Consider the following 25,681-nt stretch of genomic DNA (forward strand, 5'->3'; position numbering starts at 1 on the left):
GGCGGGCGGCCTCGGGATCTCGCCGTGGCGGAAGCCGGCCCACCCGGGCTGCGCACCCGCTTTGCAGCAGGCGTGTCGCGGCGCGGGAGGCGGCCTCTGCGGGTAGCATCTTTCCACCGGCCTGTCAGCGATCCGGCGGCCCCCGCCTGCCGGCCGGATCGGGTCGGCGGGCGTCATGCCGGTCATCACCGCCGGGCGGCCGGCCGGCCGCTCAGTCGGCGAACTTGCAGGTGGTCTCGGGCCGGTCGGTGCCGAGCGTGTCGAGCTCCGAGACCTGATGCAGGAAGCCATCCTGCGGCGAGGCGGTGACCACCGAGTTCTCCGTCGCCAGGAGCACCGGCTGGCGCAGCTGCCAGTCCCAGTCGCGGAAGGTCAGGCGCTGTCCCTTGAAGGCGGCGACGGTGAAATCCTTCGAGCGGATGAAGGCGTCGATCTTCTTCGGATCGGCGGACTGGGTGCGCGATGCCGCCTCGCCGATGACGCGGACCGCCGTCCAGGCCTGCATGTCCTTCGCCTGCATGCGCCGGCCGGAGGCATCGACGAAGCGGTTCTGGATCTGCGCGCCGCCCCACTGTTCGCTCGCCGGGTGCCACGAGCCGGGAACCAGGCCGGCGGTGCCGGCAACGGGCCGCGGGATCCAGGTCCGCCACGGGATGTAGGTGCCGAACACCTCGCTCTCGTCGGCGACCAGCAGGACGTCGTGCTCCGGCAGGTCCTGCAGGAACACCGGGATCTGCCGCTGCACCTCGGCCTGGCCGGAATCCGTCGCCCGGGCGCCGCCGCGATCGGGGAACACCTTCTCGCCGACGATGTTGCCGCCGAACTTCTCGGCCGACCGTTTCAGCGCGTCGGCAAAGAGCTGGTCGTTCGGGTGTTCGCCCTCGACCAGCGCCCAGTTCCGCCACTGCTTCCACATCAGGTACTGCGCCAGCCCGTCGGTCAGCATCGAGCGCGACGGCGCGATGTGGAACATGTTGTTGCGGCAATCGTCGTTGCGCAGCCGGTCGGCCTCGGACCCCGCATTGAGGATGATCGCGCCGGACGTCTTGGCGATGTCGGCGGCCTTCAGCGTGTCTTCCGCCGACAGGTCGGTGACGATATAGTGGTCGCCGTCGGCGATGAGCTTCTGGAGCGACGCGTCGATGCTCTCGCCGGGCTTCAGCGTCACCTCGTCGAGGACGAACTTCTGGCCCATGAAGGAGCCGGTCGTATCGTTATCCTTGATCGCGACGCGGGCGCCTGCGAGCCCGATGTCCTCCGGCGGGATGTCGAGGACGGAAAGCGCCAGCGTGCGTTCGTAGGTCCGCAGATAGCCGATGCGGATCGTCTCCAATTGCTTCTTGCCGGGGCTCGCCGCCGCCGGAGCGGCCGGCTTCGGCGCGGTGCCCTGGCCGGAGGTCTCCTGGGCCGGCGCGGCGACGCTCATCGCCGCGACCAGCGCCGGGGCGAGGACGAGCGACGACAGCCTGTTTCGCAGGCGATCCGGATCGAACATGACGATTTCCTCCCGCATTTCACGCGGACGCGGCGCCCCGCCGCCGCCGTGCCGCGTCCATTGTTCCTCCCCGTGGCCGCCCTATCACCCGGTGTCGGGCACCATTCCACAGTCCAGGGGAGAAGCCTCATGCCTGTACCGCCCATCTGTCACGGAGCCGAACTGATCAGGCAAGCAAGATTTTTTCCCGTTATGCTCCTGGCGCTGACGGTCGCCGCTCCGGCCGTCGCGGCCGAACGCGGCGTCGCGGTCTTCAAATTCCAGCTGATCGATTCGAGCCTCGAAGGGGCAATGACCGGCCGCGACGAGGCGCAGCAGGCCCGCCTCAGGCGCATGGCACCGGAGCTGCGCAGGGACATCGCCGGGCTGAACGGCTACGACGTCGTCGACGTCGCGCCGGTCGCCCCGAAGGCCGAGGCCGCCAATCTTCAGAGCTGCGGCAACTGCGCGATCGGCTTCGCCCGCACGGTCGGGGCGGACGTCGCAGTCGTCGGCACCGTGCAGAAGGTTTCCAACCTGATCCTCAACATCAACGCCTATGCCTTCGACGTCGGAACCGGTAAGGAGATCGCCCGCGGCAGCGCCGACATCCGCTCCAACACCGACGAGAGCTGGGACCGTGGCCTCGCTTATCTGTTCGAGAATTTTCTGAAGAAGCAGCTGGAGGCTGCGCGTTGACGAAACTCCTGGCGAGCGTCACCGGCCCCGAAGAGGCCGAGCTCGCGATCTCCGGCGGCGCCGACATCATCGATCTGAAGGATCCCGCCGCGGGCGCCCTTGGCGCGGTTCCGCCGGCCGTCCTCGCTGCGACCATCGCGGCGGTGGCCGGCCGGCGCCCGGTTTCGGCGGTGGCGGGCGACCTGCCGATGCAGCCGGACCTTGTGATGCGGGCGGTTCGCGAGCGGCGCGCCGCCGACTTCGTCAAGATCGGCCTGTTCCCGGCGTCCCGCGAGGAGCGCCTCGCGGTGATCGGAGCGCTCGCGGTGCTTTCCCGCGAGATCCGGCTGGTCGCGGTGTTCTTCGCGGACGGCGATCCGGACTTCGACCTTCTCGCTCCGCTCGCCGAGGCGGGATTTCACGGCGCGATGATCGACACGATGGGGAAGGCGGGCGGCGGGCTGTTGTCGAAGCTCGCCTTTCCGGCGCTGTCGCGCTTCGTCGACGCGGCGAGGGCAAACGGCCTCGTCACAGGCCTCGCCGGCTCGCTCGAAGCGCCGGACGTGCCGCGTCTTCTCGTCCTTTCGCCGGACTATCTCGGATTTCGCGGCGCGCTGACGAACGGGGCGCGCGGCGACGCGCTCGACGCCGACAAGGTCCGCCGCATCGCCGCGCTCGTCGCCGGCTCCGGGCGGCCGGTCGAGGGGGCCGGTCCGGACGGCGCAGCCGCCCCCGCCGGGCAGCCCGTCCACGACAGGATCTTCGTGCGCGACTTCGTCCTCGACATCGAGATCGGCGCCTACGGGCACGAGCGCGGACGGCGCCAGAAGGTGCGGTTTTCAGTCGACGCCCTGATCGACAGGATCGATCCGCGGAACGACGACATCGCCGCGGTCTATTCCTACGACCTCGTCATCGACGCGATCCGGCACCTCGCCGAACGGGGCCACACCGATCTCGTCGAGACGCTGGCGGTCGATCTCGCGGCGACCGTCCTCTCCGACCAGAGGGTCTTCGAGGTCGGCGTCAGGGTGGAGAAGCTCGAACTCGGCCCCGGCTCCGTCGGCATCGAGATCATCCGCCGGCGGCAGGCGGCGGGCGGCTGAGCAGGGCCGCGCCGCCGCCTCTTGCATCACCGGCCGAGACGTCATTCACTCCGATCTGACACAGACTGACGACCCCGCGGGCGTATTCCGCCGCAACTGCCGGGCTGGAACCGGCGACGCGCGGCGCCAGTTTCTGTGACGAAACTGTGAAGCGGCCCGAAGAGGCCGCGACGGGAGAGGTCGGCTCGCGGCTTCGCGGCGGCCTTCGGGAAACGCCAGGGAAGGGTCGCCGGTATGGGAATTCGCAAGCAGCTCTTGGTGGTCAAGCTCGGTGGCAGTTCGGCGACCTCGCCGGATCTCGCCCGCTGGGTCAGGGCGCTCGAACAGGCGCGTCTGCCGATGGTGGTGGTGCCGGGCGGCGGGCCGTTCGCCAACACGGTTCGGCGCTATCAGTCGAAGCTCGGCTTCGACGACCGGGCGGCCCACGAAATGGCGATCCTCGGCATGGAACAGTTCGGTCTCGCCCTCGTCAGCCTGTCGACGCGGATGGTCCGGGCGCGCGACCGCAGCGAGATCGATACGGCGATCGAGGCCGGCCGGATCCCGGTCTGGCTGCCACGCGACGTCGCCCTCACGGCATCGGACATCGCCCAGGACTGGACCGTCACCTCCGATTCGCTGGCGGCCTGGCTGGCACGCCGCCTTTCGGCCTCCGACCTCTGCCTGATCAAGCAGATCGACGTGCCGAAGGGCAGCGACGTCGAGGCGCTGGTCGGGGCGAAGATCGTCGACGACATGTTCGGCTTCCATCTCGCCGAGGCGGCGAGGGTTCACGTGGCGGGCCCGGGGGATCTGTCTGCGGCGGGGATGCGCCTTGCGGAGGGGAAGGTTCCCGGCCATCTCCTCGCCCGCCAGCCGGCGCGTCTCGTCGCCGTCGCCGGTTGAGCGGCATCTGGCCGGTTCCGCCGCCGGCGGGCTTTTCAACCGGCCGGGAATGACCGACATAGCGGGCCATGGCGAAACCGCGACTGCTCTTCCTGACCGGCCATCTGGCCCGACCGCGCCTGGAACGGATCCTCGCCGGCCTCGATGCCGCGGATTTTAGCTGGGCGATCGCGGATATCGGGGTCAAGGTCGCCGCCCTCGCCACCGGCGAGATCATCGAGCGGCGGCTGGCCCGGCCGGTCGAGGCCGACCGCGTCGTCCTGCCGGGGCGCTGCCGCGCCGATCTCGGCCGGCTCGAGGCCTCCTTCGGCGTCCCCTTCGTGCGCGGGCCGGACGAACTCGCCGACCTGCCGGCCTTTCTCGGACGCAAGGGCGGCCCGCCCGATCTCTCCCGGCATGCCATGCGGATCTTCGCGGAGATCGTTGACGCGACCGCGCATCCGGTCGAGGCGATCGTCGAACGGGCGGCGAGGATGCGCGGCGAGGGCGCCGACGTCATCGACCTCGGCTGCCTGCCGGACACGCCGTTTCCGCATCTCGAAGCGACCATCTGCGCCCTGAAGGCCGCCGGTCACCGGGTCAGCGTCGATTCCGCCGACCCCGACGAGCTCTCACGGGGCACGCGGGCCGGCGCCGACTACCTCCTCAGCCTCACCGAGGAAACGCTGGATATCGCCCGGGAGGGTGATGCCGTGCCGGTGCTCGTTCCGGCAACGCCGCACGACCTCGACTCGCTCGACCGGGCGATCGAGAAGGCACGGGCGATGGGGATCGACGTCATCGCCGACCCGATCCTCGATCCGATCCATTTCGGCTTTTCCGCCTCGCTGGCGCGCTATCACGAGCTGCGTCGGCGCCATCCGCAGATCTCCATCCTGATGGGAACCGGCAATCTCACCGAACTCACCGACGCCGACACGTCGGGCATCACCGCGACGCTGCTCGGCATCTGCTCGGAACTCGCCATCGACAATCTCCTCGTCGTCCATGTCAGCCCGCACACCCGCCGGACGATCGCCGAGCATGATGCGGCCCGGCGCATGTTCTTTGCGGCGCGGCAGGACAACGCCCTGCCGCGCGGCTATTCCAACGCGCTTTTGCAGGTCCACGACGTCAAGCCCTTCGCCGTGACGCCCGAGGAACTCGGCGAGATGGCCGCGACGATCAAGGACCGCAACTACCGGATCGAGACCGCCGAGGACGGCATCCACCTCTACAACCGCGACATCCATGCGGTCGCGACCGACGCCTTCGAGCTGTTTCCGCACATCGAGGTGGACGGCGACACCGGCCATGCCTTCTATCTCGGGGCGGAACTCCAGAAGGCCGAGATCGCCTTCCGGCTCGGCAAGCGCTATGCCCAGGACACAGCCCTCGACTTCGGCGTCGGGGCACCGCGCGACGAGGAGGACCGGACGCGGCTGGAAGAGGCGGGCCATACGCTGAAGGCGAAGAAGAACCCCCGGCGTGCGGAAGCTGCCGGGAAAGACGACGGCGAGGGGAGGTGAGGCCTTGGCCTATATTCGCGAGACGATCCTGACCACCATTTCCGAGGCCGGCGAAGTCCACATCGCGCCGCTCGGCATCATCCAGGAGGGCGACGGTTGGGTCATCGCGCCGTTCCGGCCCTCGACGACCCTCGCCAATATCGAGGCCAACGGCATTGCCGTCGTCAACTACACCGACGAGGCGAAGATCTTCGCCGGCTGCCTCACCGGCCGCAAGGACTGGCCGCTGGCGCCGGTCGAGGGCTGCCCGGTGCCGCGGCTCGAAGCGGCGCTTTCCCACGACGTCCTGAAGGTCGAGCGGGTCAGCGACGACGCGGCGCGGCCACGCTTCTTCTGCAGGGTCGTCTCCTCGGGGCAGCACCGGCCCTTCACCGGCATGAACCGCGCCAAGGCGGCGGTGCTCGAGGCCGCGATCCTGGTCAGCCGGCTGAAGATGCTGCCGGCCGAGAAGATCGAGACCGAGATCGCCTATCTGAAGATCGCCATCGACAAGACCGCCGGCCCGGACGAGGAGACCGCCTTCTACTGGCTGCTCGAAAAGGTCATTGAGCATCTGGCGGAGGTTGAGGCAACGCAGTGAGGCCGGTCGGCGATTTCGACGTTTCGGCCGCGGAATTTTTTGCCCGACACGCACCGGATGCCGCACGGATCATTCGTTGGCCAATGGCTTATTGAACACTTCGTCACCCCACTCGAAACCATCGGGTCGTGCCCTCGTTAACGAACGGATTTCGAACCGTTCCAAACTGGGCGTGGCTAAGCATCGCGCCCGACGGACGCCAACGAAGGGCGAGTTCACGCAATGAAGCTGAAGATCAACGGGAGCGAGTACACGCTCGACGTCGACATGCGCACGTCGCTGCTCGACGCCTGCCGCGACCATCTGGGGCTCACCGGCTCGAAGAAGGGCTGCGACCACGGCCAGTGCGGCGCCTGCACGATGCTGGTCAACGGCCGGCGGATCAATTCCTGCCTGACCCTCGCCGTCATGCACGAGGGCGACGAGATCACCACCATCGAGGGGCTCGGCAATCCGGCCGCTCTCCACCCGATGCAGGAGGCCTTCCTGCACCACGACGGCTTCCAGTGCGGCTACTGCACGCCGGGTCAGATCGTCTCGGCGGTCGGGATGCTCGGCGAGGTCGCCGACGGCTGGCCGAGCCACGCCAGCGCCGACGTCAACGGGCGCCCCGAACTTTCGGGCGGCGAGATCCGCGAGCGCATGAGCGGCAATCTCTGCCGCTGCTCGGCCTATCCCAACATTGTCGACGCCATCGAGACCGCCAGCGCCAAGCTGAAGGAGACCGCATGAGACCGTTCGAATACGCGAGGGCGGGCGACGTCGCGGAGGCCGGTCGGCTTGCCGGGCGCTTCATCGCCGGCGGCACCAATCTCCTCGACCTGATGAAGCTCGAGGTCGAGACGCCCGAAAAGCTCGTCGACATCACCCGTCTGCCGCTGCGCGGCATCGAGGAGACGGACGACGGTGGACTCAGGATCGGCGCTCTCGTCACCAATTCCGATCTCGCCGCCGAACCGTGCATCCGCCGCGACTACGAGGTGTTGTCGCGGGCGCTGCTCGCCGGTGCCTCCGGTCAGCTGCGCAACAAGGCGACGACCGGCGGCAATCTCCTCCAGCGCACCCGCTGCAACTATTTCTACGAGCCGTCCCAGCCCTGCAACAAGCGCGAGCCGGGATCGGGCTGCGGCGCGATCGGCGGCTTCAATCGCATCCACGCCGTCCTCGGGGCCTCGAAGCACTGCATCGCCACGCATCCCTCCGACATGGCGGTCGCCATGCGGGTGCTCGATGCCGCCGTCGAGACGCAGAAGGCCGACGGCTCCAGCCGCACGATCCCGCTCGGCGAACTCTATCGCCTGCCGGGGGAGACGCCGCAGATCGAGACGGTGCTCGAGCCGGGCGAACTGATTACCGCCGTGCGGCTGCCGAAGCCCCGCGCCGGCACGCAGCGCTACCGCAAGGTTCGCGATCGCGCGTCCTACGCCTTCGCTCTCGTCTCGGTCGCCGCGATCGTCCGCATGGAGGGCTCGACGATCGCCGAGGCCGGACTCGCCTTCGGCGGCCTCGCCCCGATGCCCTGGCGCGACGCGCAGGTTGAAGCCGCGCTCGTCGGCAAGGAGCCGACGATGGCGAACTTCGACAAGGCTGCGGACATCCTCCTCGCCGAGGCCGAGGGCCAGGGCGGGAACGACTTCAAGATCCCGCTCGCGCGGCGCACGCTGAAGGCCGTGCTCGCCGACGCCACGAAGGGAGCATGACGCCATGAACAAGCACGTGATGAACGAAGCGATCGGCGAGACCCGCCTCGATCGTGCCACGCAAGGGGTGATCGGCAAGGGCGTCGACCGCTACGAGGGCAAGCTGAAGGTCTCCGGCAAGGCGCCTTACGCCTACGAGCATCTCGTCGGCGAGAAGGTCGCCTACGGCTTTGTCGTGCCGGGGCCGGTCGGCCGCGCCAAGGTCACGTCGATCGACACCATGGCCGCCCAGTCGCTCGCGGGCGTCCTCGCGGTGGTCAGCGGCGACCGGGTGATGCACTCCTCTGCCCAGCCGATGGGCCCTGACGTGCCGGCGATGAAGGGCGAGATCTACCATTACAACCAGCCGGTGGCGCTGGTTGTGGCGGAAAGCTTCGAGATCGCCCGCCATGCCGCCAGCCTGGTCAAGGTGGAATACGAGGCGCTCGAAGGCCGCTACGAGATCGAGAGCCGCCGCGGCACCGGGCGTGCCTCCGACGGCGGGCCGATGGCGGCCGATACCAAGCGCGGCGATTTCGAAAAGGCCTTCGCCGCGGCGGAGGTCCAGTTCGACCGCACCTACACGACGCCGGCCTATCACGCGGCGGCGATGGAGCCCCATTCGTCGGTCGCGAAGTGGGACGGCGATCAGCTGACCGTCTGGTCGTCCTGCCAGCTCCTCGACCTCAACGTCCAGCAGATCGCCAACGGGGTCGGCATCGACGCCTCGAAGGTGCGGTTGCTCAGCCCCTATATCGGCGGCGGCTTCGGCTCGAAGCTCGGCATCGGCCCGGACGCCGTCCTCGCATCGCTCGGCGCCCGCGAGGTCGGCCGGCCGGTGAAGCTGGCGTTGACGCGGCAGAACGTCTTCCAGGCGACGTCGCGGCGCGGCGAGACCATCCAGCGGGTCCGCATCGGCGCGACGCGGGACGGCCGCATCACCTGCTTCGCCCATGAGAGCGAGACGGCGAATGCCGAGGGCGAGGGCTTCTTCGAACCGTCGGGCATCTCGACCGTCTTCCTCTATCCCGGCTCCGACCGGCTGGTGACGCACCGGGTCGTCACCACCGACGTGCTGACAACCTCGGCGGTGCGTGCCCCGGGCGAGGCGACGGGAATGCTCGCCACCGAAAGCGCGCTCGACGAGCTTGCCGAGATGTTCGGCATCGATCCCATCGAGTTCCGCAGGAAGAACGAGCCGGAAAAGGATCCGCAGGAGGACGTGCCGTTCTCCTCGCGCCGGCTGCTCGAATGCATCGACGAGGGGGCGAAGCGCTTCGGCTGGTCCGACCGGCCGAAGACGCCCGCCTCGCGGCGCGAAGGCGAGTGGCTGATCGGCTGGGGCATGGCCTCGGCGAGCCGCGCCAACTCGCTGATGGCGTCCTCCGCCGAGATCGAGATGGATCCGGCCGGCCGGGCGACGGTGAAGACGTCGATGACCGACATCGGCACCGGCACCTACACCATCCTGCAGCAGATCGCCGCCGAGATGCTCGGCCTGCCGCTCGATCATGTCGACGTCCTCCTCGGCGATACCTCGCTGCCGGAATCCTCCGGCTCCGGCGGCTCCTGGGGCGCGAACTCGGCCGGTTCCTCGGTCTATGTCGCGGCCGAGGCGGTGGTCGCGGAATTCGCCAAGCGGCTCGGCGTCGAGGCGGAGACCCTGACGCTGAAGGACGGGCACGCGATTTCGGGCAACCGGCAGATCCCGTTTTCCGAGATCCTCGAGGGCGAGACGATCCGGGTGACCGGCAAGATCGAACCGGGCGATACGTCGAACGAGACCAACCAGGCGAGCTACGGGGCGCATTTCGCCGAGGTCGCGGTCAACGCCACCACCGGCGAGACAAGGGTGCGGCGGCTTCTCACCGTCGGCGCGGCCGGCCGCATCCTCAACATGAAGACCGCGACGTCGCAGTGCTACGGCGGCCAGATCTGGGGCATCGGCTACGCGCTCGAAGAGGAACTGGTGGTCGACGCCCGCAACGGCCTGATCGTCAACCACGACCTTGCCGAGTATCACGTGCCCGTCCATGCCGACGTGCCGAAGCTCGACGTGGTGCTGCTCGAGGACCGCGACCCCTATGCCAGTCCGCTCGCCGGCAAGGGCATCGGCGAACTCGCGATCGCCGGCGTCGGGGCGGCGATCAACAACGCCATTCACAACGCCACCGGCATCCGCATCCGCGACTATCCGGTGACGATGGACAAACTGCTGCCGCATCTTCCCGAGGAGGTCGGCGCGGCGGCCTGATCACCGCGCCAAGCCGCCGTCATGGCATGAATCTCTGGGCCGGTGCGTATCGCGCCGGCCCCGTTTTTCGTGCCGTTCGGTCATCACACCGGCACGTTGCCGCGCCACCGAAACGCTTCTCCCCGGCCGGCCTGCAGGCGAAGCGCGCACCGGCGCCGCCCGCGTCTCTTCGGGCTCTTGCCGGCGCGGCCCCTGCTGCGACGGTCAGGTCGTCCGCCCCGCCAGGACGGCCAGCGCCGCCGCCGGCGCCGCCCGGCAGACGGCGTCGCGCAGTTCGGCGGGGCAATCGAAGAGATCGGGAAAGTCGACCACCCCGCGGTCGAGCCTCGCTGCGAGGCGCTTCAGCACCGGCCGCCCGGTTCCGGCGACGACGACCGGCGCGTCCTCCGAGACGTCCTCGCGCGACAGGACGAGGAGGACGGCGTCGTGGATCTTTCTGAGCTGTTCCTCGGCAAAGCCATGGGCGAGCCATTCCCAGGCGCCGTCGGTGCCGTCCTCGGCATCGAGACCGATCATCCGGGCGAGGCGCCGGCGGGAGGCCTCGACCGTCTTCTCGGCATTGTCCGCGGCGGGGTAGAGGTCGTCGGCCTCGTCGAGGACGCCGACGATGCGCTGGACGTCGGCCATCGTCGCGAAGAACTCGTTCATCACCGGCACGACGCGCCCGGCAAAGGCGGCCCGGCCGGCGACGGCCATCAGCGGCGTGCGGGTGTAGCCCTGATAGACGAGTTCACCGCAGGCGAGCCGGGCGTTGTCGCTGGCGCCGGCCGCCTTCACGGCGCCGCCGGCGACGGGCAGGATGTCGGTGGTGGTCGACCCCATGTCGACGAACACCGCCTCTTCGATCGATGCGGCGACGAGGGCGGCGCTGGCATGCCAGTTGGCCGAGGCGATCTCGCCGGCATGGGAGCGGGCGTCGCCTGGCGCGAGGAAACCCGCCGCGCCGCCATAGAGGAGGACGTCGCCGGACAGCCGCGCGCCGAACAGCCGGGCCAGCCGCTCGACGCCTTCGCGGCGCGACGCAAAGACGTCCGAGAGCTCGCCGGTCATGGTGACGACATGGCGATCGACCGATTCGGCATCGATCTCGCCGAGGATCCGGCCGAGTCCGGCTTCCAGATGATCGAGGCCCTGCCAGATCGGGGTGCGTTCCTGGAAGACGCGCAGGATGCGGTCGTTTTCGGCAAGCGCTGCCTTGAGATGCGCGCCGCCGACGTCCCAGCCCAGAATTCTCGTCATGAAATCAACGTCTCGAAGTCGTTTCCGGATGCCGTCCCGCCCGAAGCCCGGCGGCGACGGGGAGGATATGCCGGCCTCGCGCGGCCGCCCGTTCTGGCCGCCTCGCAATGCTTGCGGTATATGACCACCGAAAGCCAACCGGTCTCAAGGTTCAAGATGCAAGTCGTTCCGGTCCTCGACGTCAAGGGCGGCAGCGTCGTGCGGGGCGTCATGGGCGACCGGGCGAACTATCGGCCGATCGAAACGCCGCTCTCCAACACTGCCGAGCCGCTGGCCGTCGCCCGCGGCCTTCTGTCCCTTCATTCGTTCGGCGCGCTCTACGTCGCCGATCTCGACGCCATCGAAGGCGTGGTGGTGGAGGGCGTGCTGGAGGAGGGGGCCGGTCGCCGGCGGCGTGGCGAGCCCGACGAGGCGCTGATGGCGGACCTCGTCGCGGCGCATCCCGGCATCGCGCTCTGGCTCGATGCCGGGGTCGCGAGCTTCGACGAGGCGATGGCGATCGACGCCCTGCCGGGGGTCCTCTGCGTCGTCGGCTCCGAATCGGTGGACGGGCCCGCCACCGTCGGCAGGCTGTCGGAGGCGACCGACTTCGCGCTGTCGCTCGACTTTCGCGGCGAGGCCTTCCTCGGGCCGCGCGAAATCCTCGATGATGCGGGGCTCTGGCCGGATCGGCTGATCGTCATGACGCTCGCCAAGGTCGGCAGCGGCGCCGGGCCGGACTTCGATCGTCTCGAAGCGATCAGGGCGCGGGCCGGGGACCGCGACGTCTTCGCCGCCGGCGGGGTGCGCGGGCCGGAGGACCTTCGTCGGCTGGCGGCGATGGGGATCTCCGGGGCGCTGGTCGCATCCGCGCTGCACGACGGCCGCATCGCCGCCGCCGATCTCTCGGCCTTGCCCGGCTGAGCCGAGCTTCGGCGACCCGATCGCGGAACCGCCGCCGGCTCGGCGCGATGCCAGGCCGCGCCGACGCCCCAGGGTCCAGGAATTTTCGGGTTCTTCGCGCGGGCGGGATGTGCTACCGCGTGGTCTGCGCCGGCGTAGCACAGCGGTAGTGCAGCGGTTTTGTAAACCGAAGGTCGGGAGTTCGATCCTCTCCGCCGGCACCGTTCAATTCCATGAAATCAAAGCATTTTTCGGAAGCGCGCCGTCAAGGCGGTGGCGCACGTGTTCAAACGTGTGCGTCGAGAACCACGGTGGCGTCTCGCCGCCGCTCGGGCTCCCGGGAAATCGCCGCTCGATCACGGCGCGGTCTCGTCAGTCGGCACGGTCCGGCCGTCGCCGGCGGACGAGGCGGGGCGCCAGCAATAGACGTCTCCGGAATTTGCCTTAAGAGGCAGGGCCCGAAGCCATGCCGCGATCGCCTCGGCCGGTTGCCTGTCGCCGAAGGTGAAGCGGTGGCTTTCGCCGAGCGAGACGTCGAAGGCCCGGTAGCCGAGCCGCTGCACGGTCGCCAGCGCATCGAGGGCCGGGGCGAGGTCCATGGTCACGAATTCGAAGGAGAGCCCCGCGGGGGCGTTTTTTCCCGACAGGCCGGCGAGCACCCGGTCCTCGAAGCCCTCGACGTCGATCTTGACGAAGTCCGGCCGGCCGAAGCGGGCGGCGAGCCCGTCGAGGGTGACGCATTCGACCTCGACGGTTTCGTCCCAGACCTGCCCCTGCCAGCCGGGCGCGCCCTGCGACGCGGCCGCGACGAATGCCGCCGAGACGCTCGCGACGCTGGGGTTGCCGGCATTCAGCCGCAGGGTGAGCGTCCCGGGCGCCGCGCCCGCGGCCGCCTCGACGACGGTGAGACCGGGCGTCAGGCGGGCCTGCCAGCGCAGGAGCCGCGCCAGCCGGGGCTGCGCCTCGACGGCGACGACCCGGGCGCCCAGCGCCGCGAAGGCGGCGCTGCGGTCCCCGACATGGGCGCCGACGTCGAAGACGAGATCGCCCGGCCTCACCAGGCCGGAATAGAGGCGCCTCAGGCCTGCCGCGTGGCGCCGGTCGAGCCGGTAGGTGAGGAGGCTGCGGGCGATGCCGCGCCAGGCCCCGATGCGCCGGCGCAGCGTCACGGCCGCCCGGCCGAGACGTCCGCCTCGCGGAGCTCTTTTGCCGCAGCGACCGGCCGGCGCGCCGGCCGGCGCCACCGCCGCGCCGCGGGGGAGACGACCGAGCGCAGCACCGGCGGCATGATCGTCTCCTCCGGAATGGCGAACAGGCCGAGCCAGGTCGTCAGCCGGCCGAAGGCCGGTGCGGCGGTCAGGGCGGTGAACGGCACGGCGAGAAGCAGCCCGGCGAGGAAGGGCAGCCCCAGAAGCACCGCCGCGCCGCTGCCCGAAAGAAGCAGCACCCCCGTCAGCGACAGGCCGAGCGCGGTCTGCGGCGCCAGCGCCCTGGCGGCGGCCGACAATGGAACGCCGAGGCGGTCGCGGTTCTGGCCGTTCCAGCCGACGCGCCGGCCGAAGCAGAGACCGACGAGGAACACCGAGACGTAGACCGCGACGATCGGGGCGATCAGCATCGCCGCCGCCAGTTCCAGCACCACCGAGGCGAGGAAGCGGGACGCGCCGCCATAGGCCCGCATCGCGCCGCGGGTCGTCAGCACGTCGGCGACGCCGGCGAGCTTCGGGGCGAGCGCCATGATAAACAGCGTGGCGAACAGCGCCAGGCCGCGTTCGACCGTTGCCGGGTCGTAGCCGCCGGCAAGCGCCTTCGCCGCCGCGGCAAGCGTCATGATCAGCCAGGCGAGCGGCGCGACATACATCAGGATCGCCTGCAGGATCTGGAAGCGGCTGACGGGCTGCAGCCCTTTCTCGAAGAGGAAGGGGAAATACTGCATGTTGCCCTGGCACCACCTGAGATCCCGCTTCTTGAATTCGAGCAGCGTCGGCGGATTGGTCTCGAAGCTGCGGGTCTCGACGGGGACGACGCGCACCTCGAAGCCGGCGCGCCGCATGTAGACCGCCTCCAGCTGGTCGTGGGAGAGCACGGGACCGCCGAGCGGCGGCTTGCCGGAAAGGACCGGCAGGTCGCAATGCGCGTGGAAGGGCCGGGTGCGGACCAGCGCATTGTGCCCCCAATAGGGCCCGCAGTCGGCGTTCCACCAGGCAGAGCCCATGGTGAAGGACCGCATGCCGTGGCGCATGCCGAACTGGAAGAGCCGCGCGAAGCCGCTCGTCGCCGGCATGCCGACGACGAGGCTCTGCAGGATGCCGATCTGCGGATTTGCCTCCATCGCCTCGACCATCCGCAGGATCGTGCCGGCGCCCATCAGGCTGTCGGAATCGAGCGGCAGGAAGAAGTCGGACTCTTCGGCGTGGCCGGCGAGGAAATCCCTCAGATTGCCAGCCTTGTAGCCGGTATTGTCGGCCCGGCGGCGATAGAGCGGCCGAGAGGCTTCGGGGAGGGACGCGAACAGATGGGCGAAGCGGTCGAAGGCGCACCGCTCGGCCGCCGCGACCAGCGGATCCGAGGTGTCGGAGAGGACGGCGAAGCGGAAGCGCTCGGCCTTGCCGGTCGCCGCCAGGCTTCGGCGCATCGCCTCCAGCCGGGCGAAGATCGGCTCGGGCGCCTCGTTGCGCAGGAAGACCAGGAGATCGGTCCGGCTCGTCGGGGAAGGGGCGGCGCGGCCGCCGGTTTCGGCGAAATAGGGATAGACGCTTCTCTCCGGCCGGCCGAATCTGATCAGCGCAAGGCCGATGACGGCGTTCCAGCAGCCGAGCACGGTGAAGGGCGTGGTCAGCAGGAAGCCGGCGAAGACGACGGCGTCGAGCGCGTCCAGGCCGTCGTCGGAAAGGATCGCCAGGGCCGCGGCCGCGAGCCCGCCGATGGTTGCGAGATTGAGCGACAGGACGATTCCCCGGCGCAGGCGCACCGGCAGCCCGGCGGTGACGACGGGCCGCGGTGCCGGAACGTTGGTCGCCGCAACGCCGGCCGCCGGAACGCCGGCCGTCGGAGCGCCGGGCGTCGGAACGTCGTTCCTCGGGGCGTCGGCCGGAAGCGGCCGCGCATTGGTCGGGTCCATGGCGACGGCGTCGGTCGGTGGGCCGAACATGGGTGCTTGGTCTCCGCAGGTGCCGGACGTCGCGCGGCGTGCGCGACGGGGCGGTGTGACACCGCAGAACGATGATGGCTGGCGTCGCCCGCGTATGTGATTTCTGTCACAGCGCCGTCCACCTTGGAATCGCTCACATCTTCGCCAGCGGCCCGGTGCCCTGAGGCCCGGTGCCCGGAGGATCGATGCCCTGAGGCCCGGTGCCTGAGGTCAGTTGCGCTCGGCGGTCGTCGCCGGCTCGGCCGGTTCGGGCCGCTCGGCGTCCGGATACCAGTAGCGCGCGGCGACGGCGCCCTTGTCGATCAGCACGAAATTGTCGGCGAACACCCTGTAGGGGTGGCTCCATTCGCCGTCCGGCCACTGGACGCGGATTTCGGCGCGTTCGGCGGTGCCGACGCCGACATGGACGAAGCCGGCGGTTCCCGAGGCGTGGCCGCCGCCGACCTGGATCGTCCGATTGAGCGTCGTCGCGCCGATCTTCACGGCCAGCTTTGCCCCGACCGCATCGCGGTTCGCACCCTTCTGCGACAGCTTCACCTCGACGAAATTGCCGAGCGGGCGCTCTCCGAAATCAGCCTTGCCGCCGAGGTTGCGGAAAAGGCTCGCCTTCTGGCCGCGATTGACGACGAGGAGGTCCATCGCTCCGTCGAGGTTGAAGTCGGCGATGAGCGCGCCGCGGCCCTTCGTCGGCAGGGCGATGCCGGCCCGATCGCCGACCTCGGTGAAGCGGCCGTCGAAGCCGCCCATCAGGAGATTGTCCGGATCGTCGGCGGCAAAGTCCGGCATCGCCTCGACATTGCCCTTGGCGATGAAGAGATCGAGCCGGGTGTCGTTGTTGAAGTCGGCGAAGCCGGCGTGCCAGCCGGTCGAGGGCTTGCCGGCATCGTGGACATAGGGACGGTGCGCCGTCGCCCCGCGCTGATAGGCCTCGTCGCGATAGGTCGGCGCGTCCTCGAACTCGCGGTCGAGGAACTGCAGCTTGGTGTCGCCCATCGAGGTCAGCGCGTAGTCGGGATAGCCGTCGTTGTCGACGTCGCCCTCGGCGATCCCCATGCCCCAGATCGACAAATGCTGCCAGCCGTCGGCCTTGCGGTAGGGCCGCGGCGCCCGGCCGGGCTCGACGCGCCAGAGCTGTTCCTCGCCGCCGCGATAGTATTGCCGGTCGTTGGTGATCCTTAAGGAAGGCTGGCCGGAGCGGTCCCAGTCGGTGAACAGCATCGACAGGGCGCAGTAGCCGGGAGACAGCGCCGTCGGTTCGGAATAGTCCGGGCCGCCGGCGCCCGGCAGCGGCGCCGGTTCTGCGCCGGCGGCGACCCGCGGCTCGGGCGCCGCAGCAGCAGGCTGCCTCGGACGGATCAGCACGTTGTCGGCGCAGGTGCCCCAGGGCGAGCCGGGCGCCGCCCGGTCGACATAGTTGCCGAAGGCCAGCGTCGGATACGCCATGCCCGGCTCGAAGGTCGCCGAGAACGCCGTGGTCCAGGCGCGGCCGCCGTCGAAGTGCCAGGCAAAGTTCGCCTTCTCGAAGCGGCAGCCCGGCAGGCCCTTGAGCAGGACGTTGCCGCCGACCCTCAGAAGGACGAGGTCCTGCCGGCCGTCCTGGTCGATGTCGAGCGGATAGGCGCCGGTGACGTTCTGAAGATCCTTCGGATCGAGGTCCTGCGGCGCCTTCTCGAAGGCGAGCCTGCCGCCGGCGCGCGAACGGTTGACGTAGAACGCGCCGTCGCCCTTGCCGCCGGCGAGGAAGACGTCGGGAAAGCCGTCCTCGTTGCAGTCGAGGGCCGCACCGCCGCCCCCGACGAAGAATTCCCACGGGCCGCCATAGACGTGGTCGATGCCGGCCGCCGCGGCCTCCTCGTGCAGGACGGGAACGTCGCCGGAAAAGGGGCTGGGGGCAGGTTCGGCGGCGACGGCCGGCATGGCGAGGAGAAGGGCCACCAAAGCGGAGAGGACACGCCTCTTCAGACGGAACACCTGTCTGACGTCGGTGCGCGTCGCGCCCCCCTCTGTCCTGCCGGACATCTCCCCCGCAAGGGGGGAGATCGACCCTGCGCCGCTGCCTCGGCCAATCGTCGGCGACTGAAGAAAACGCAAGCGATGAAGGAAAAGCGGCGAGCCCCAACGCTGCCGATCTCCCCCCTTGCGGGGGAGATGTCCGGCAGGACAGAGGGGGGTGCCTCGCGCCGACCCTTCCGGAATGTCTTCCTTCAGCCGCGATCCCATCGCCCTCACTCCTCCACCCGCAGCGTCTTCAGCCAGGCGATCAGCGCCGAGCGGTCGGCGTCGGGAAGCGCGGCATAAGCGTGGCCGCTCGCTTCGCCTTCCGCCCCGTGGGCGCGGATCACCGCATCGAGCGTGGTGATGTCGCCGCGATGGCCGTAGGGCGCCGTGTCGGCAAGGCCCCAGAGTTCGGCGGTCATGAACACGTCCCGCTCGACGAAGCGCTGGGCAAGCGTCTCGTTGCCGAGGCGCGGCGTGCGGCTGTCGGCGATCCGGTGCCGCTTGAGGTCGCCGAACAGCGGCACCAGCACCTCGCCCGCGTCGTTGCGCGGCAGGCGCTTTGCCCATTCGAGCGTCGAAAGGTCGTAGGTCGCGGGCGTCTCGACGTCGCCGGTCCGCAGGGTTCCCGCCATGTCGAGCGGCCCCGGATCCTCGAAGCGCAGGCTCTTCAGCGGCAGCGCCGGCCTGTGGCAGCTCTCGCAGCCGATGTCCCTAAAGACCGTCCGCCCGCGGGCGGCCGCCTCGACCCAGGCCTCGTCGTCGGGCGCTTCCTCGCGCGGCGGGGCGAGCGTCGCCTGGAAGGCGACGAGCGCCGAGACCTCGCCGGGTCCGAGTTCGTCCGCATGGCCGTCGCCGTCGAAGTCGGCGGTGCCGGTCCAGCGGGCGCCCCAGCGTTCGCCGGCCTCCATGCCGTGATGCTGGTTCATGGCGTTGACGGAGAACTGGCGGATCGAGGTCATCACCCCCTTCTGGCTGAACGGCCGGACGACGAGGTCGTCGTCGACGCCGGAAAGCTCCGACAGGTCGACCGAGCCGTCGGGAAAGGCGGTGAGACGGCCAAAGTCGACGCCCTTGGAGGACAGCGGCTTGCGCACCGCCCCGCCCGACTGGCGCGCCGCGTGCAGCGCTGCCCGGCGCTGGCTCGCCAGATCGGCGCTCATCTCCCGCGCCAGGAGCTCGATCAGCCCGGCGCCGAACAGATGGTTGGTTCCCCGCTCGTTGGAGAACTGGGCGTCCAGCGTGTCGAAATTGGCGCTCTCGAAGCCTTCCGAGACGAAGGCGTTGGCGACGAAGCTGCCGGCCCCGCCGGCGACAGGCTCGTTGTGGCAGGAGGAACAGGCGTTGGCATCCGGCCCCGCAAGCCGCTGGAAGTCGAGCTCGGCCGGCCTGCGCGTCGCCGTCGGCACGATCGCCTGGGTGGCGTTCGGCCGGCCCGCCCCGTCGAGATCGGTGAAGCGGGCCTCGAACAAATCGCGGCCCTCATGCGCCAGGGCTTCGAGCGAAGCGCCGGCGATCCTGCCCGTAACCGGCGGGATCTGCCGCTTGATCGCCTTCTCGCTCCAGGCAGGCTCCCCGGCTCCTGCCGGAGCGGCGAGGGCGCCCGCGGCGAGGTTTGCAAGGACGAGCGCCGCCGCCCGCAGAGCATTGTCTCTTCGCGTTGTCATGCTGCCTCCGTCGCTTCGGCCGCCGAACGGGCGAATGCCTGGTCGAGCGCTGCCAGCGCGTGCGCCGTCCCGGCATCGAAGACCAGGGCGTCGGTATCCTCCACGAGGATGAAGGGCGCGTCGGCGCCGAGCCCGTCGACCGAGCTTTCCCGAATGCCGGTCCGGATCGCCGGCTCGAGCAGGTCGATGGCCCGCGCGCCGGAGCCGGTCAAGACGATCGGCAGCGGGTCGATCATCGTATAGACGCGGCCGAGGCCGTAGCCGATGGCGATGCCGGCCTCTTCGAAGGCGATCCGCGCCGCCTCGTCGCCGGCCCGCGCCGCGTCGGCGAGCCGCTGCATCACGGCGTCGGAGATCCGGTGCGCCGGGATCGCGTCGCCGCCGGTGGCGCGGCGCCAGATCGCGTAGTCGCTGGCATAGGCCTCGACGCAGCCGCGATTGCCGCAGCGGCACAGCGCGCCGTGGGGCATGTGGTTGATGTGGCCGAACTCCACCGCCGAGGAGTGCTTGCCCTGGAAGGTCGCGCCGTTGATCTTCAGCCCCATGCCGACGCCGAAGCCGACGAACAGCGTGGCGAAGTCGAGGCCGGAGAATTCCGGCCGCCAGCGGAACGCCTCCGGCATCAGCGAACAGTCGTTGAGCACCGACACGTCGGCGCCGAGCCGCTGGGACAGCGGGGCGGCGATTTCGATGTTCCAGTGCTTGAGCGCCGGCGACCAGACGATGCCGGAGAGGTCGCTGTGGGTCTTGCCCTGGACCGCGACCACCACCTTGTCGAGGTCGGGCAGGCCGGTCCGTTCGAGGAGAGCGGCCGCGAGTTCGGCAAGCAGCGCGACGAGGCGGTCGCCGTCCTCGCCGGAAATGTCGACCTCGCGCCGCAGTTCCGCGAGCGGGCGGCCGGCATAGTCGCTGATCCGGCCGGTCACCTCGCCGACGGCGATCTTCAGCGCCGCCACCCGCGCCGCGCCGCCGCACAGGGCGAGACTCTTGCCCGGCCGGCCGCGGCGGATCGAGCGCTCGTCGTCCTCCAGCTCCTCGAGCAGGCCGCAGCGCAGCAGCGTCCCGGAGATCGCAGATGAGGCGGAAACCGACAGCCCGGTCGCCTCGCTCACCAGCTTGCGGGTCGTCGTCCCCACGCGACGGAGGTGATCGAGCACCGCCAGCCGATTGTGGACGCGCACCATGTCGGCATCGGTCTTCGCCAGCCTGCTCAACTGCGTCTCTCCTCCCGCCGGCGTCGCTCTTCATGGCGTTTCGGCAGCCCTGCTCCGACAAGTTGACACGGATCGCAAATGCTGTCACCATTTTTTCCGAGGCTTGGAAAAAGTCTCGGCCGGCGAAAAGCCGGGCTCCGTGACGCGAGGGCGCCATGGGCGCCGTGGGAGGAAAATTCATGAAGACGCTGAAATTCGCGCTTGCCGGCGCGATGTTCTCGGTCGCCGCCATGAGCGGTGTCGCCTACGCTCAGGACGGGAAGGACATCACCGTCGGCGTGTCCTGGTCGAACTTCCAGGAGGAGCGCTGGAAGACCGACGAGGCCGCCATCAAGAAGGCCCTCGAGGCCGCCGGCGCCAAGTACATTTCCGCCGACGCCCAGTCCTCGGCCGCCAAGCAGCTCACCGACGTCGAGTCGCTGATCACGCAGGGGGCGAACGCCCTGATCATCCTCGCCCAGGATTCGGCGGCGATCGGCCCGGCCGTCCAGACGGCCGCCAACAACGGCATCCCGGTGGTCGGCTACGACCGCCTGATCGAGGATCCGAACGCCTTCTACATCACCTTCGACAACAAGGAAGTCGGCCGCATGCAGGCCCGCGCCGTGCAGGAGGCGCAGCCGGAAGGCAACTACGCCTTCATCAAGGGCTCCTCGTCCGATCCGAACGCCGACTTCCTGTTCTCGGGCCAGATGGAAGTCCTGAAGGACGCCATCGACAGCGGCAAGATCAAGAATGTCGGCGAGGCCTACACGGACGGCTGGCTTCCGGCCAACGCCCAGAAGAACATGGAACAGATCCTGACGGCCAACAACAACAAGGTCGACGCCGTGGTCGCTTCCAACGACGGCACGGCCGGCGGCGCCATCGCGGCGCTCGAGGCGCAGGGTCTTGCCGGCTCCGTGCCGGTTTCCGGCCAGGACGCGGACCACGCCGCGCTCAACCGCATCGCCCTCGGCACGCAGACCGTCTCGGTCTGGAAGGACTCGCGCGAGCTCGGCAAGCGCGCCGCGGAGATCGCCCTTCAGCTCGCCGAAGGCAAGAAGATGAGCGAAGTCACGGGCGCCGAGGAGTGGGACAGCCCGAACGGCAAGAAGCTCGAGTCGATCTTCCTGAAGCCGGTTCCGATCACCAAGGACAATCTCGACGTCGTGATCGACGCCGGCTGGATCTCCAAGGACGAAGTCTGCCAGGGCGTGAAGCCCGGCTCGGTCCCGGTCTGCGGCTGATCCGCAAGGCTCTTCGAAAGCGATGGCCGCGGCTCCCTGCCGCGGCCATTTTCCAAGGCGCCGCTCTCGACCGGGCCGCGCAACTGGGCCATGCTGCCGGAAGGGCAGGCCACGAAACGAGCCGGCCCGAAGCGGCCCGGCTTCAACCATAACCGGACCGCGCCACGCGCCTGCGCCCGCCGCAGGGCCCGGTGACGCCGCGGTCGCGAAAGGGAGGCGGCATTGAGCGAGGCGACCTCGAACACGTCCCTGACCAGGCCCGGTCCCGCGAGCCGTTCGGGCAGCGGCATGAAGGGCTTCATGCGCGCGACCGAGATCGACACGCGCATGCTCGGCATGATCGGCGCGCTGCTGGTCATCTGGATCGGCTTCCACATTCTGTCCGGCGGCACGTTCCTGACGCCGCGCAACCTCTGGAACCTCTCGGTCCAGACCGCTTCCGTCGGCGTCATGGCGACGGGCATGGTGCTGGTCATCGTCACCCGCAACATCGACCTGTCGGTCGGCTCGATCCTCGGCGTCACCGGCATGATCATGGCCGTGGCGCAGACCCAGTATCTGACGCCGATGCTCGGTTACGATTCCGGCCTCGTCTGGCTGGCGACGCTTCTCGTCGGGCTGGTCTGCGGCCTTCTGATCGGCAGCCTGCAGGGCTTCATCATCGCCTATCTCGGCGTCCCGGCCTTCATCGTCACCCTCGGCGGCCTCCTGGTCTGGCGCGGCGCCGCCTGGTGGGTCGCCTCCGGCCGCACGATCCCGCTCACCGACGACAATTTCAAGCTGCTCGGCGGCGGCAGCGACGGCTCGATCGGCGCCACCTGGAGCTGGATCCTGGCGGCCGTCGCCGTCGCTCTCATCCTGCTCGGCGCCTTCACCGCCCGCCGCCAGCGCCAGCGCTTCAACTTCGCCATCAAGCCGATGTGGGCCGAGGCGGTCACCGTCGGCATCTCGGTCGTCGCCGTCGTGGTCGCGACGATGATCGTCAATTCCTATCTCCTGCCCGGCCCGCTGGCGCGCCGCTACGCCGAGGCGCGGGGCATCGAGGTTCCCGAAGGCGGCCTCGACATCTCCTTCGGCTACGCCGTGCCGGTGCTCCTGTTCATCGGCGTCGGCATCGTCATGACCTTCGTCGCGCGGCGCACTCGCTTCGGCCGCTACGTCTTCGCCATCGGCGGCAATCCGGAGGCGGCGGACCTTGCCGGCATCAACACCAAGCGGGTGACGCTGATGGTGTTCGCGCTGATGGGCATGCTCGCCGCCGTCGCCGCGGCGATCTCCACCGCGCGGCTGTCCTCGGCGACCAACGCGCAGGGAACGCTCGACGAGCTCTACACCATCGCCGCGGCGGTGATCGGCGGCACGTCGCTCGCCGGCGGCGCCGGAACCATCGCCGGTGCCATGCTCGGCGCCCTCGTCATGCAGAGCCTGCAGTCCGGCATGGTGCTGCTCGGCATGGACACGCCGCTGCAGAACATCGTCGTCGGCGCCGTCCTCGTCGTCGCCGTCTGGCTCGACACGATCTACCGCAGGAGGGCCGCATGAGCGCCACGATGGAGGACATCCGCGACCACGGTCGCGGCCACCACCACGACGATGTCGACCGGTCGGGCGCACCGCTCGTCGCGATGGAGGACATCTCGATCGCCTTCGGCGGCATCCACGCCGTCGACCACGCCTCGATCGACCTCTTCCCGGGCGAGGTCGTGGCGCTGCTCGGCCACAACGGCGCCGGCAAGTCGACGCTGATCAAGATCCTCTCCGGCGCCTACAAGCGCGATTCCGGCGAGATCTACGTGCGCGGCGAAAAGGCGACGATCGGCAATCCCCGCGACGCCAAAGCCTATGGGATCGAGACGATCTACCAGACGCTGGCGCTCGCCGACAACGTCGACGCGGCCGCCAACCTCTTCCTCGGCCGCGAGATCATGACCGCCTTCGGCACGCTCGACGACGCGGCGATGGAGGCCGAGGCCCGCAAGGTGATGGGCCGGCTCAACCCGAACTTCCGCCGCTTCAAGGAACCGGTGAAGGCGCTTTCGGGCGGCCAGCGCCAGTCCGTGGCGATCGCGAGGGCGATCCTCTTCAACGCCAAGATCCTGATCATGGACGAGCCGACGGCGGCGCTCGGCCCGCAGGAGACGGCGCAGGTCGCCGACCTGATCAAGGAGCTGAAGAAGGAGAACATCGGCATCTTCCTGATCAGCCACGACATCCACGACGTCTTCGACCTGTCGGACCGCGTCGTGGTGATGAAGAACGGCCAGGTCGTCGGCACGGCGAAGACCGAGGACGTCACCAAGGACGAGGTCCTCGGCATGATCATCCTCGGCAAGTGCCCGGCCGGCGCGACCCCCGGGCCGGGCGCGATGAAGGAATAGGCGGGGCGGCGCTCAGGCCTGCGGCAGGACTCTCGCTGCCCGTGGTCCCGCACCGGGCCCCGCATCGGGCCGGAGAGGGCAGGAGAGGGCGAGGCGGCGCGGACGATGCGCTGCCGCTTCGCCCCGCCACGCCTTACTGGACGGCTTTACAGGAATCGCCCGTCTTCGAGTGGATGTCCGTCGCGCCGTCGTCCTCGGCGGCGCAGGGGGTCGAATATTCCTTCGGCTCGCCGTCCTTGATGCCGCAGCTGATGACGTCCGGGCAGATCCGGCCCTCGGCAGGGGCAGCTTTCGTTTCGTCGGACATGCCCTTCGACCTGTCGCCGCACGCGCCGGCGCTCGCGACGCTCACCCCGGCCATATGCGCCTCGCAGGCGTTCGGATAGGTCTTCTGGTCGCAGCCGCAGACCGGGACGTACTCCTTCGTGCAGGCCTGCGGCACCGCCGCGCAGACGCCGGACTGATCGCCGGCGCCGCAAGTGCCCTTGTCGCCGAAGTCGCAGAACTCCTTCTCGCCGCATTGCACCGCGGCGATCCCGCCGCACATGGCGCCGACCTCGGCAAAGGCCGGCAGCGTCCAGAGGACGATACCCGACACGAGACCCAACAGCAGTCCACGCATTGCTTCCTTCCTTGTTTCGATTTGCCTGGATTGACCGTCCCGCCGGCTTTGCTTGGCAACGCGAGGCAGAACGGGCATCTCATGATACAATCAGGAGGCGTATTTCACAATCAGGGTGCGGCGGGCAGGGTGCGGCGGGCACGGTGTGGCGGGCAGAGTGCGGCGGGCAGGGTGCGGCTGTCTTGGTGGGGCGGGTCGGGGCGATCGCTCGGACAGCCCGGCCGGACCGGGCAAGGCGACTGGCCCGATCTTGGCCGCAGCGGAAAAGCTCGGAACGGCGCGCATGGATGGATGGATCATACGAGATCCGCTCGATCAGAGCGGGGCTCGTATCAAGCCCGCGCGGCGAATGAGCGTCTTTGTCTCCGGCATCACGAAGTGATCTGCCGGAAACCGTATCAGCGGATTTCCCGGCAGCTGTCCTCGATGCCGTCGAAATTGATCGAGACTTCGCGGCCCTTGCCGCCCAGCCAGTTGCGTCCCGCCTGAAACTGCACGCCCGAGCCGGAAGGGACCTGCACCAAGCGGATTTCCGGGAGCGAGTCGTGCGAGGCGTAGGCGACGAAGTTGCGCCCCTCGTTGCGGTAGCGCACGGTGAGCGGAATGCCTTCGTTGCAGCTGTAGGCGACGTCGCGCGCCGGCGGCCGCCCGGAGCCCGGCTGCCCGCCGCCGGCGTCGCCGCCGAGGCCCGAAAGCTGACGGTCCTGCTGCGACCCGCAGATGGTCAGGATGCCGCTCTCCTCGCCGTCGGCGCACATCAGGCCGCCCCACTGATAGCCGGTGCGGCCGTTCGGCATGCGAATGAGAAACCAGTCGTAGCCGTCCATCCGCGTCGAGCGCTCGATCAGCACGATGCGTTCGTTGAGGCGCGTCGAGCCGACCTGCCGGTAGCCGGCGCCCGGCCCAGACCGCACCTTGCCGCCGTAGGAACGGCCGGAAAGGTTGAGCTGCTCGGCGAATGCCGGGGTCGCGGCAATGAGCGCCGAGGCCATCAGGCAGACTGCAATCGCGACGCGTCTCATGGCGGCTCTCCTGGTATCTTCCGTTAAGGAAGGCGCACAGAAGAGGCCGCGGCGCAACCGTCCTCGCCGGAACGATCCGCCATGGCGGCGGCAAGTCCCTGACGACGCAAAGGCGGCG

The 25,681-nt window shown here is 69.4% G+C and carries 21 protein-coding genes and 1 tRNA gene; 13 read left to right on the forward strand and 9 right to left on the reverse strand.

What is annotated here, in order from left to right; all coding sequences use genetic code 11:
• Window positions 1-211: 211 nt before the first annotated feature.
• Window positions 212-1,495: an ABC transporter substrate-binding protein gene (locus J1C47_RS07495; protein WP_207350122.1), complete on the reverse strand. Its 1,284-nt coding sequence runs from the start codon at window positions 1,493-1,495 to the stop codon at window positions 212-214.
• A 192-nt stretch (window positions 1,496-1,687) separates the two neighbouring features.
• Between J1C47_RS07495 and J1C47_RS07500 the strand changes: the two genes are divergently transcribed.
• The 8 genes from J1C47_RS07500 to J1C47_RS07535 all read left to right on the forward strand — a co-directional run bounded on the left by J1C47_RS07500 (window position 1,688) and on the right by J1C47_RS07535 (window position 10,164).
• Window positions 1,688-2,173, forward strand: coding sequence for a DUF3280 domain-containing protein (locus J1C47_RS07500; protein ID WP_245396421.1), 486 nt, complete (start codon window positions 1,688-1,690; stop codon window positions 2,171-2,173).
• Window positions 2,170-3,258, forward strand: coding sequence for a (5-formylfuran-3-yl)methyl phosphate synthase (locus J1C47_RS07505; RefSeq protein WP_207350124.1), 1,089 nt, complete (start codon window positions 2,170-2,172; stop codon window positions 3,256-3,258). Before J1C47_RS07500 ends, J1C47_RS07505 begins: the two co-directional genes overlap by 4 nt.
• 234 nt (window positions 3,259-3,492) lie before the next feature.
• Window positions 3,493-4,143, forward strand: a complete 651-nt coding sequence (locus J1C47_RS07510) for an amino acid kinase family protein (RefSeq protein WP_207350125.1) — start codon at window positions 3,493-3,495, stop codon at window positions 4,141-4,143.
• A 68-nt stretch (window positions 4,144-4,211) separates the two neighbouring features.
• On the forward strand, window positions 4,212-5,651 hold the full coding sequence (locus tag J1C47_RS07515; RefSeq protein ID WP_207350126.1) for a DUF6513 domain-containing protein: 1,440 nt from the start codon (window positions 4,212-4,214) through the stop codon (window positions 5,649-5,651).
• 4 nt (window positions 5,652-5,655) lie between these two features.
• The gene (locus J1C47_RS07520) at window positions 5,656-6,231 is read left to right on the forward strand and encodes a DUF447 domain-containing protein (RefSeq protein WP_207350127.1); all 576 of its coding nucleotides are present in this window, start codon (window positions 5,656-5,658) and stop codon (window positions 6,229-6,231) included.
• A gap of 222 nt (window positions 6,232-6,453) precedes the next feature.
• Window positions 6,454-6,963, forward strand: coding sequence for a 2Fe-2S iron-sulfur cluster-binding protein (locus tag J1C47_RS07525; protein ID WP_207350128.1), 510 nt, complete (start codon window positions 6,454-6,456; stop codon window positions 6,961-6,963).
• Entirely contained in the window at window positions 6,960-7,931 is a 972-nt protein-coding gene (locus J1C47_RS07530) for an FAD binding domain-containing protein (protein ID WP_207350129.1), read from the forward strand. Before J1C47_RS07525 ends, J1C47_RS07530 begins: the two co-directional genes overlap by 4 nt.
• A gap of 4 nt (window positions 7,932-7,935) precedes the next feature.
• Entirely contained in the window at window positions 7,936-10,164 is a 2,229-nt protein-coding gene (locus J1C47_RS07535) for a xanthine dehydrogenase family protein molybdopterin-binding subunit (RefSeq protein WP_207350130.1), read from the forward strand.
• Between the two features lie 204 nt (window positions 10,165-10,368).
• Here the strand turns inward: J1C47_RS07535 and J1C47_RS07540 are convergent, their stop codons facing one another.
• Complete coding sequence (locus tag J1C47_RS07540) at window positions 10,369-11,403, reverse strand: hydantoinase/oxoprolinase family protein (protein ID WP_207350131.1); 1,035 nt, start codon at window positions 11,401-11,403, stop codon at window positions 10,369-10,371.
• 156 nt (window positions 11,404-11,559) lie between these two features.
• On the opposite strand from J1C47_RS07540, the gene J1C47_RS07545 reads away from it, so the two are divergent.
• Both J1C47_RS07545 and J1C47_RS07550 read left to right on the forward strand, forming a co-directional pair.
• Entirely contained in the window at window positions 11,560-12,306 is a 747-nt protein-coding gene (locus J1C47_RS07545; RefSeq protein WP_207350132.1) for a HisA/HisF-related TIM barrel protein, read from the forward strand.
• Between the two features lie 128 nt (window positions 12,307-12,434).
• A tRNA-Thr gene (locus J1C47_RS07550) sits at window positions 12,435-12,506 on the forward strand.
• A 135-nt stretch (window positions 12,507-12,641) separates the two neighbouring features.
• On the opposite strand, the gene J1C47_RS07555 is transcribed toward J1C47_RS07550, so the two are convergent.
• The 5 genes from J1C47_RS07555 to J1C47_RS07575 form a co-directional block, all read right to left on the reverse strand.
• Entirely contained in the window at window positions 12,642-13,454 is an 813-nt protein-coding gene (locus J1C47_RS07555; protein ID WP_207350133.1) for an FkbM family methyltransferase, read from the reverse strand.
• Window positions 13,451-15,436 (reverse strand): glucans biosynthesis glucosyltransferase MdoH, encoded by a 1,986-nt coding sequence (gene mdoH, locus J1C47_RS07560; protein WP_207350134.1) that lies wholly within the window; start codon window positions 15,434-15,436, stop codon window positions 13,451-13,453. The genes J1C47_RS07555 and mdoH overlap by 4 nt, the downstream gene beginning before the upstream one ends.
• 210 nt (window positions 15,437-15,646) lie before the next feature.
• Window positions 15,647-17,353 (reverse strand): CRTAC1 family protein, encoded by a 1,707-nt coding sequence (locus J1C47_RS07565; protein WP_207350278.1) that lies wholly within the window; start codon window positions 17,351-17,353, stop codon window positions 15,647-15,649.
• A gap of 308 nt (window positions 17,354-17,661) precedes the next feature.
• Window positions 17,662-19,098: a di-heme oxidoredictase family protein gene (locus J1C47_RS07570; protein WP_207350135.1), complete on the reverse strand. Its 1,437-nt coding sequence runs from the start codon at window positions 19,096-19,098 to the stop codon at window positions 17,662-17,664.
• The gene (locus J1C47_RS07575; RefSeq protein WP_245396422.1) at window positions 19,095-20,312 is read right to left on the reverse strand and encodes an ROK family protein; all 1,218 of its coding nucleotides are present in this window, start codon (window positions 20,310-20,312) and stop codon (window positions 19,095-19,097) included. The genes J1C47_RS07570 and J1C47_RS07575 overlap by 4 nt, the downstream gene beginning before the upstream one ends.
• A 179-nt stretch (window positions 20,313-20,491) precedes the next feature.
• On the opposite strand from J1C47_RS07575, the gene xylF reads away from it, so the two are divergent.
• The 3 genes from xylF (at window position 20,492) to J1C47_RS07590 (ending at window position 23,919) form a co-directional block, all read left to right on the forward strand.
• The gene (gene xylF / locus J1C47_RS07580) at window positions 20,492-21,541 is read left to right on the forward strand and encodes a D-xylose ABC transporter substrate-binding protein (protein WP_207350136.1); all 1,050 of its coding nucleotides are present in this window, start codon (window positions 20,492-20,494) and stop codon (window positions 21,539-21,541) included.
• A 222-nt stretch (window positions 21,542-21,763) separates the two neighbouring features.
• The gene (locus tag J1C47_RS07585; RefSeq protein ID WP_425354547.1) at window positions 21,764-23,083 is read left to right on the forward strand and encodes a sugar ABC transporter permease; all 1,320 of its coding nucleotides are present in this window, start codon (window positions 21,764-21,766) and stop codon (window positions 23,081-23,083) included.
• An 83-nt stretch (window positions 23,084-23,166) separates the two neighbouring features.
• A complete protein-coding gene (locus J1C47_RS07590; protein WP_245396433.1) occupies window positions 23,167-23,919 on the forward strand; it encodes an ATP-binding cassette domain-containing protein in 753 nt (250 codons plus the stop codon).
• A 133-nt stretch (window positions 23,920-24,052) separates the two neighbouring features.
• On the opposite strand, the gene J1C47_RS07595 is transcribed toward J1C47_RS07590, so the two are convergent.
• Window positions 24,053-24,541, reverse strand: coding sequence for a Kazal-type serine protease inhibitor family protein (locus tag J1C47_RS07595; RefSeq protein WP_207350138.1), 489 nt, complete (start codon window positions 24,539-24,541; stop codon window positions 24,053-24,055).
• 398 nt (window positions 24,542-24,939) lie between these two features.
• Window positions 24,940-25,563 carry an MliC family protein gene (locus tag J1C47_RS07600; RefSeq protein WP_207350139.1) on the reverse strand — a complete coding sequence of 208 codons (624 nt, stop codon included), beginning with the start codon at window positions 25,561-25,563 and terminating at the stop codon, window positions 24,940-24,942.
• Between the last annotated feature and the right edge of the window lie 118 nt (window positions 25,564-25,681).

Origin of the sequence: Jiella sonneratiae (assembly GCF_017353515.1) — a bacterium.
GTDB classification, from domain to species: domain Bacteria; phylum Pseudomonadota; class Alphaproteobacteria; order Rhizobiales; family Rhizobiaceae; genus Jiella; species Jiella sonneratiae.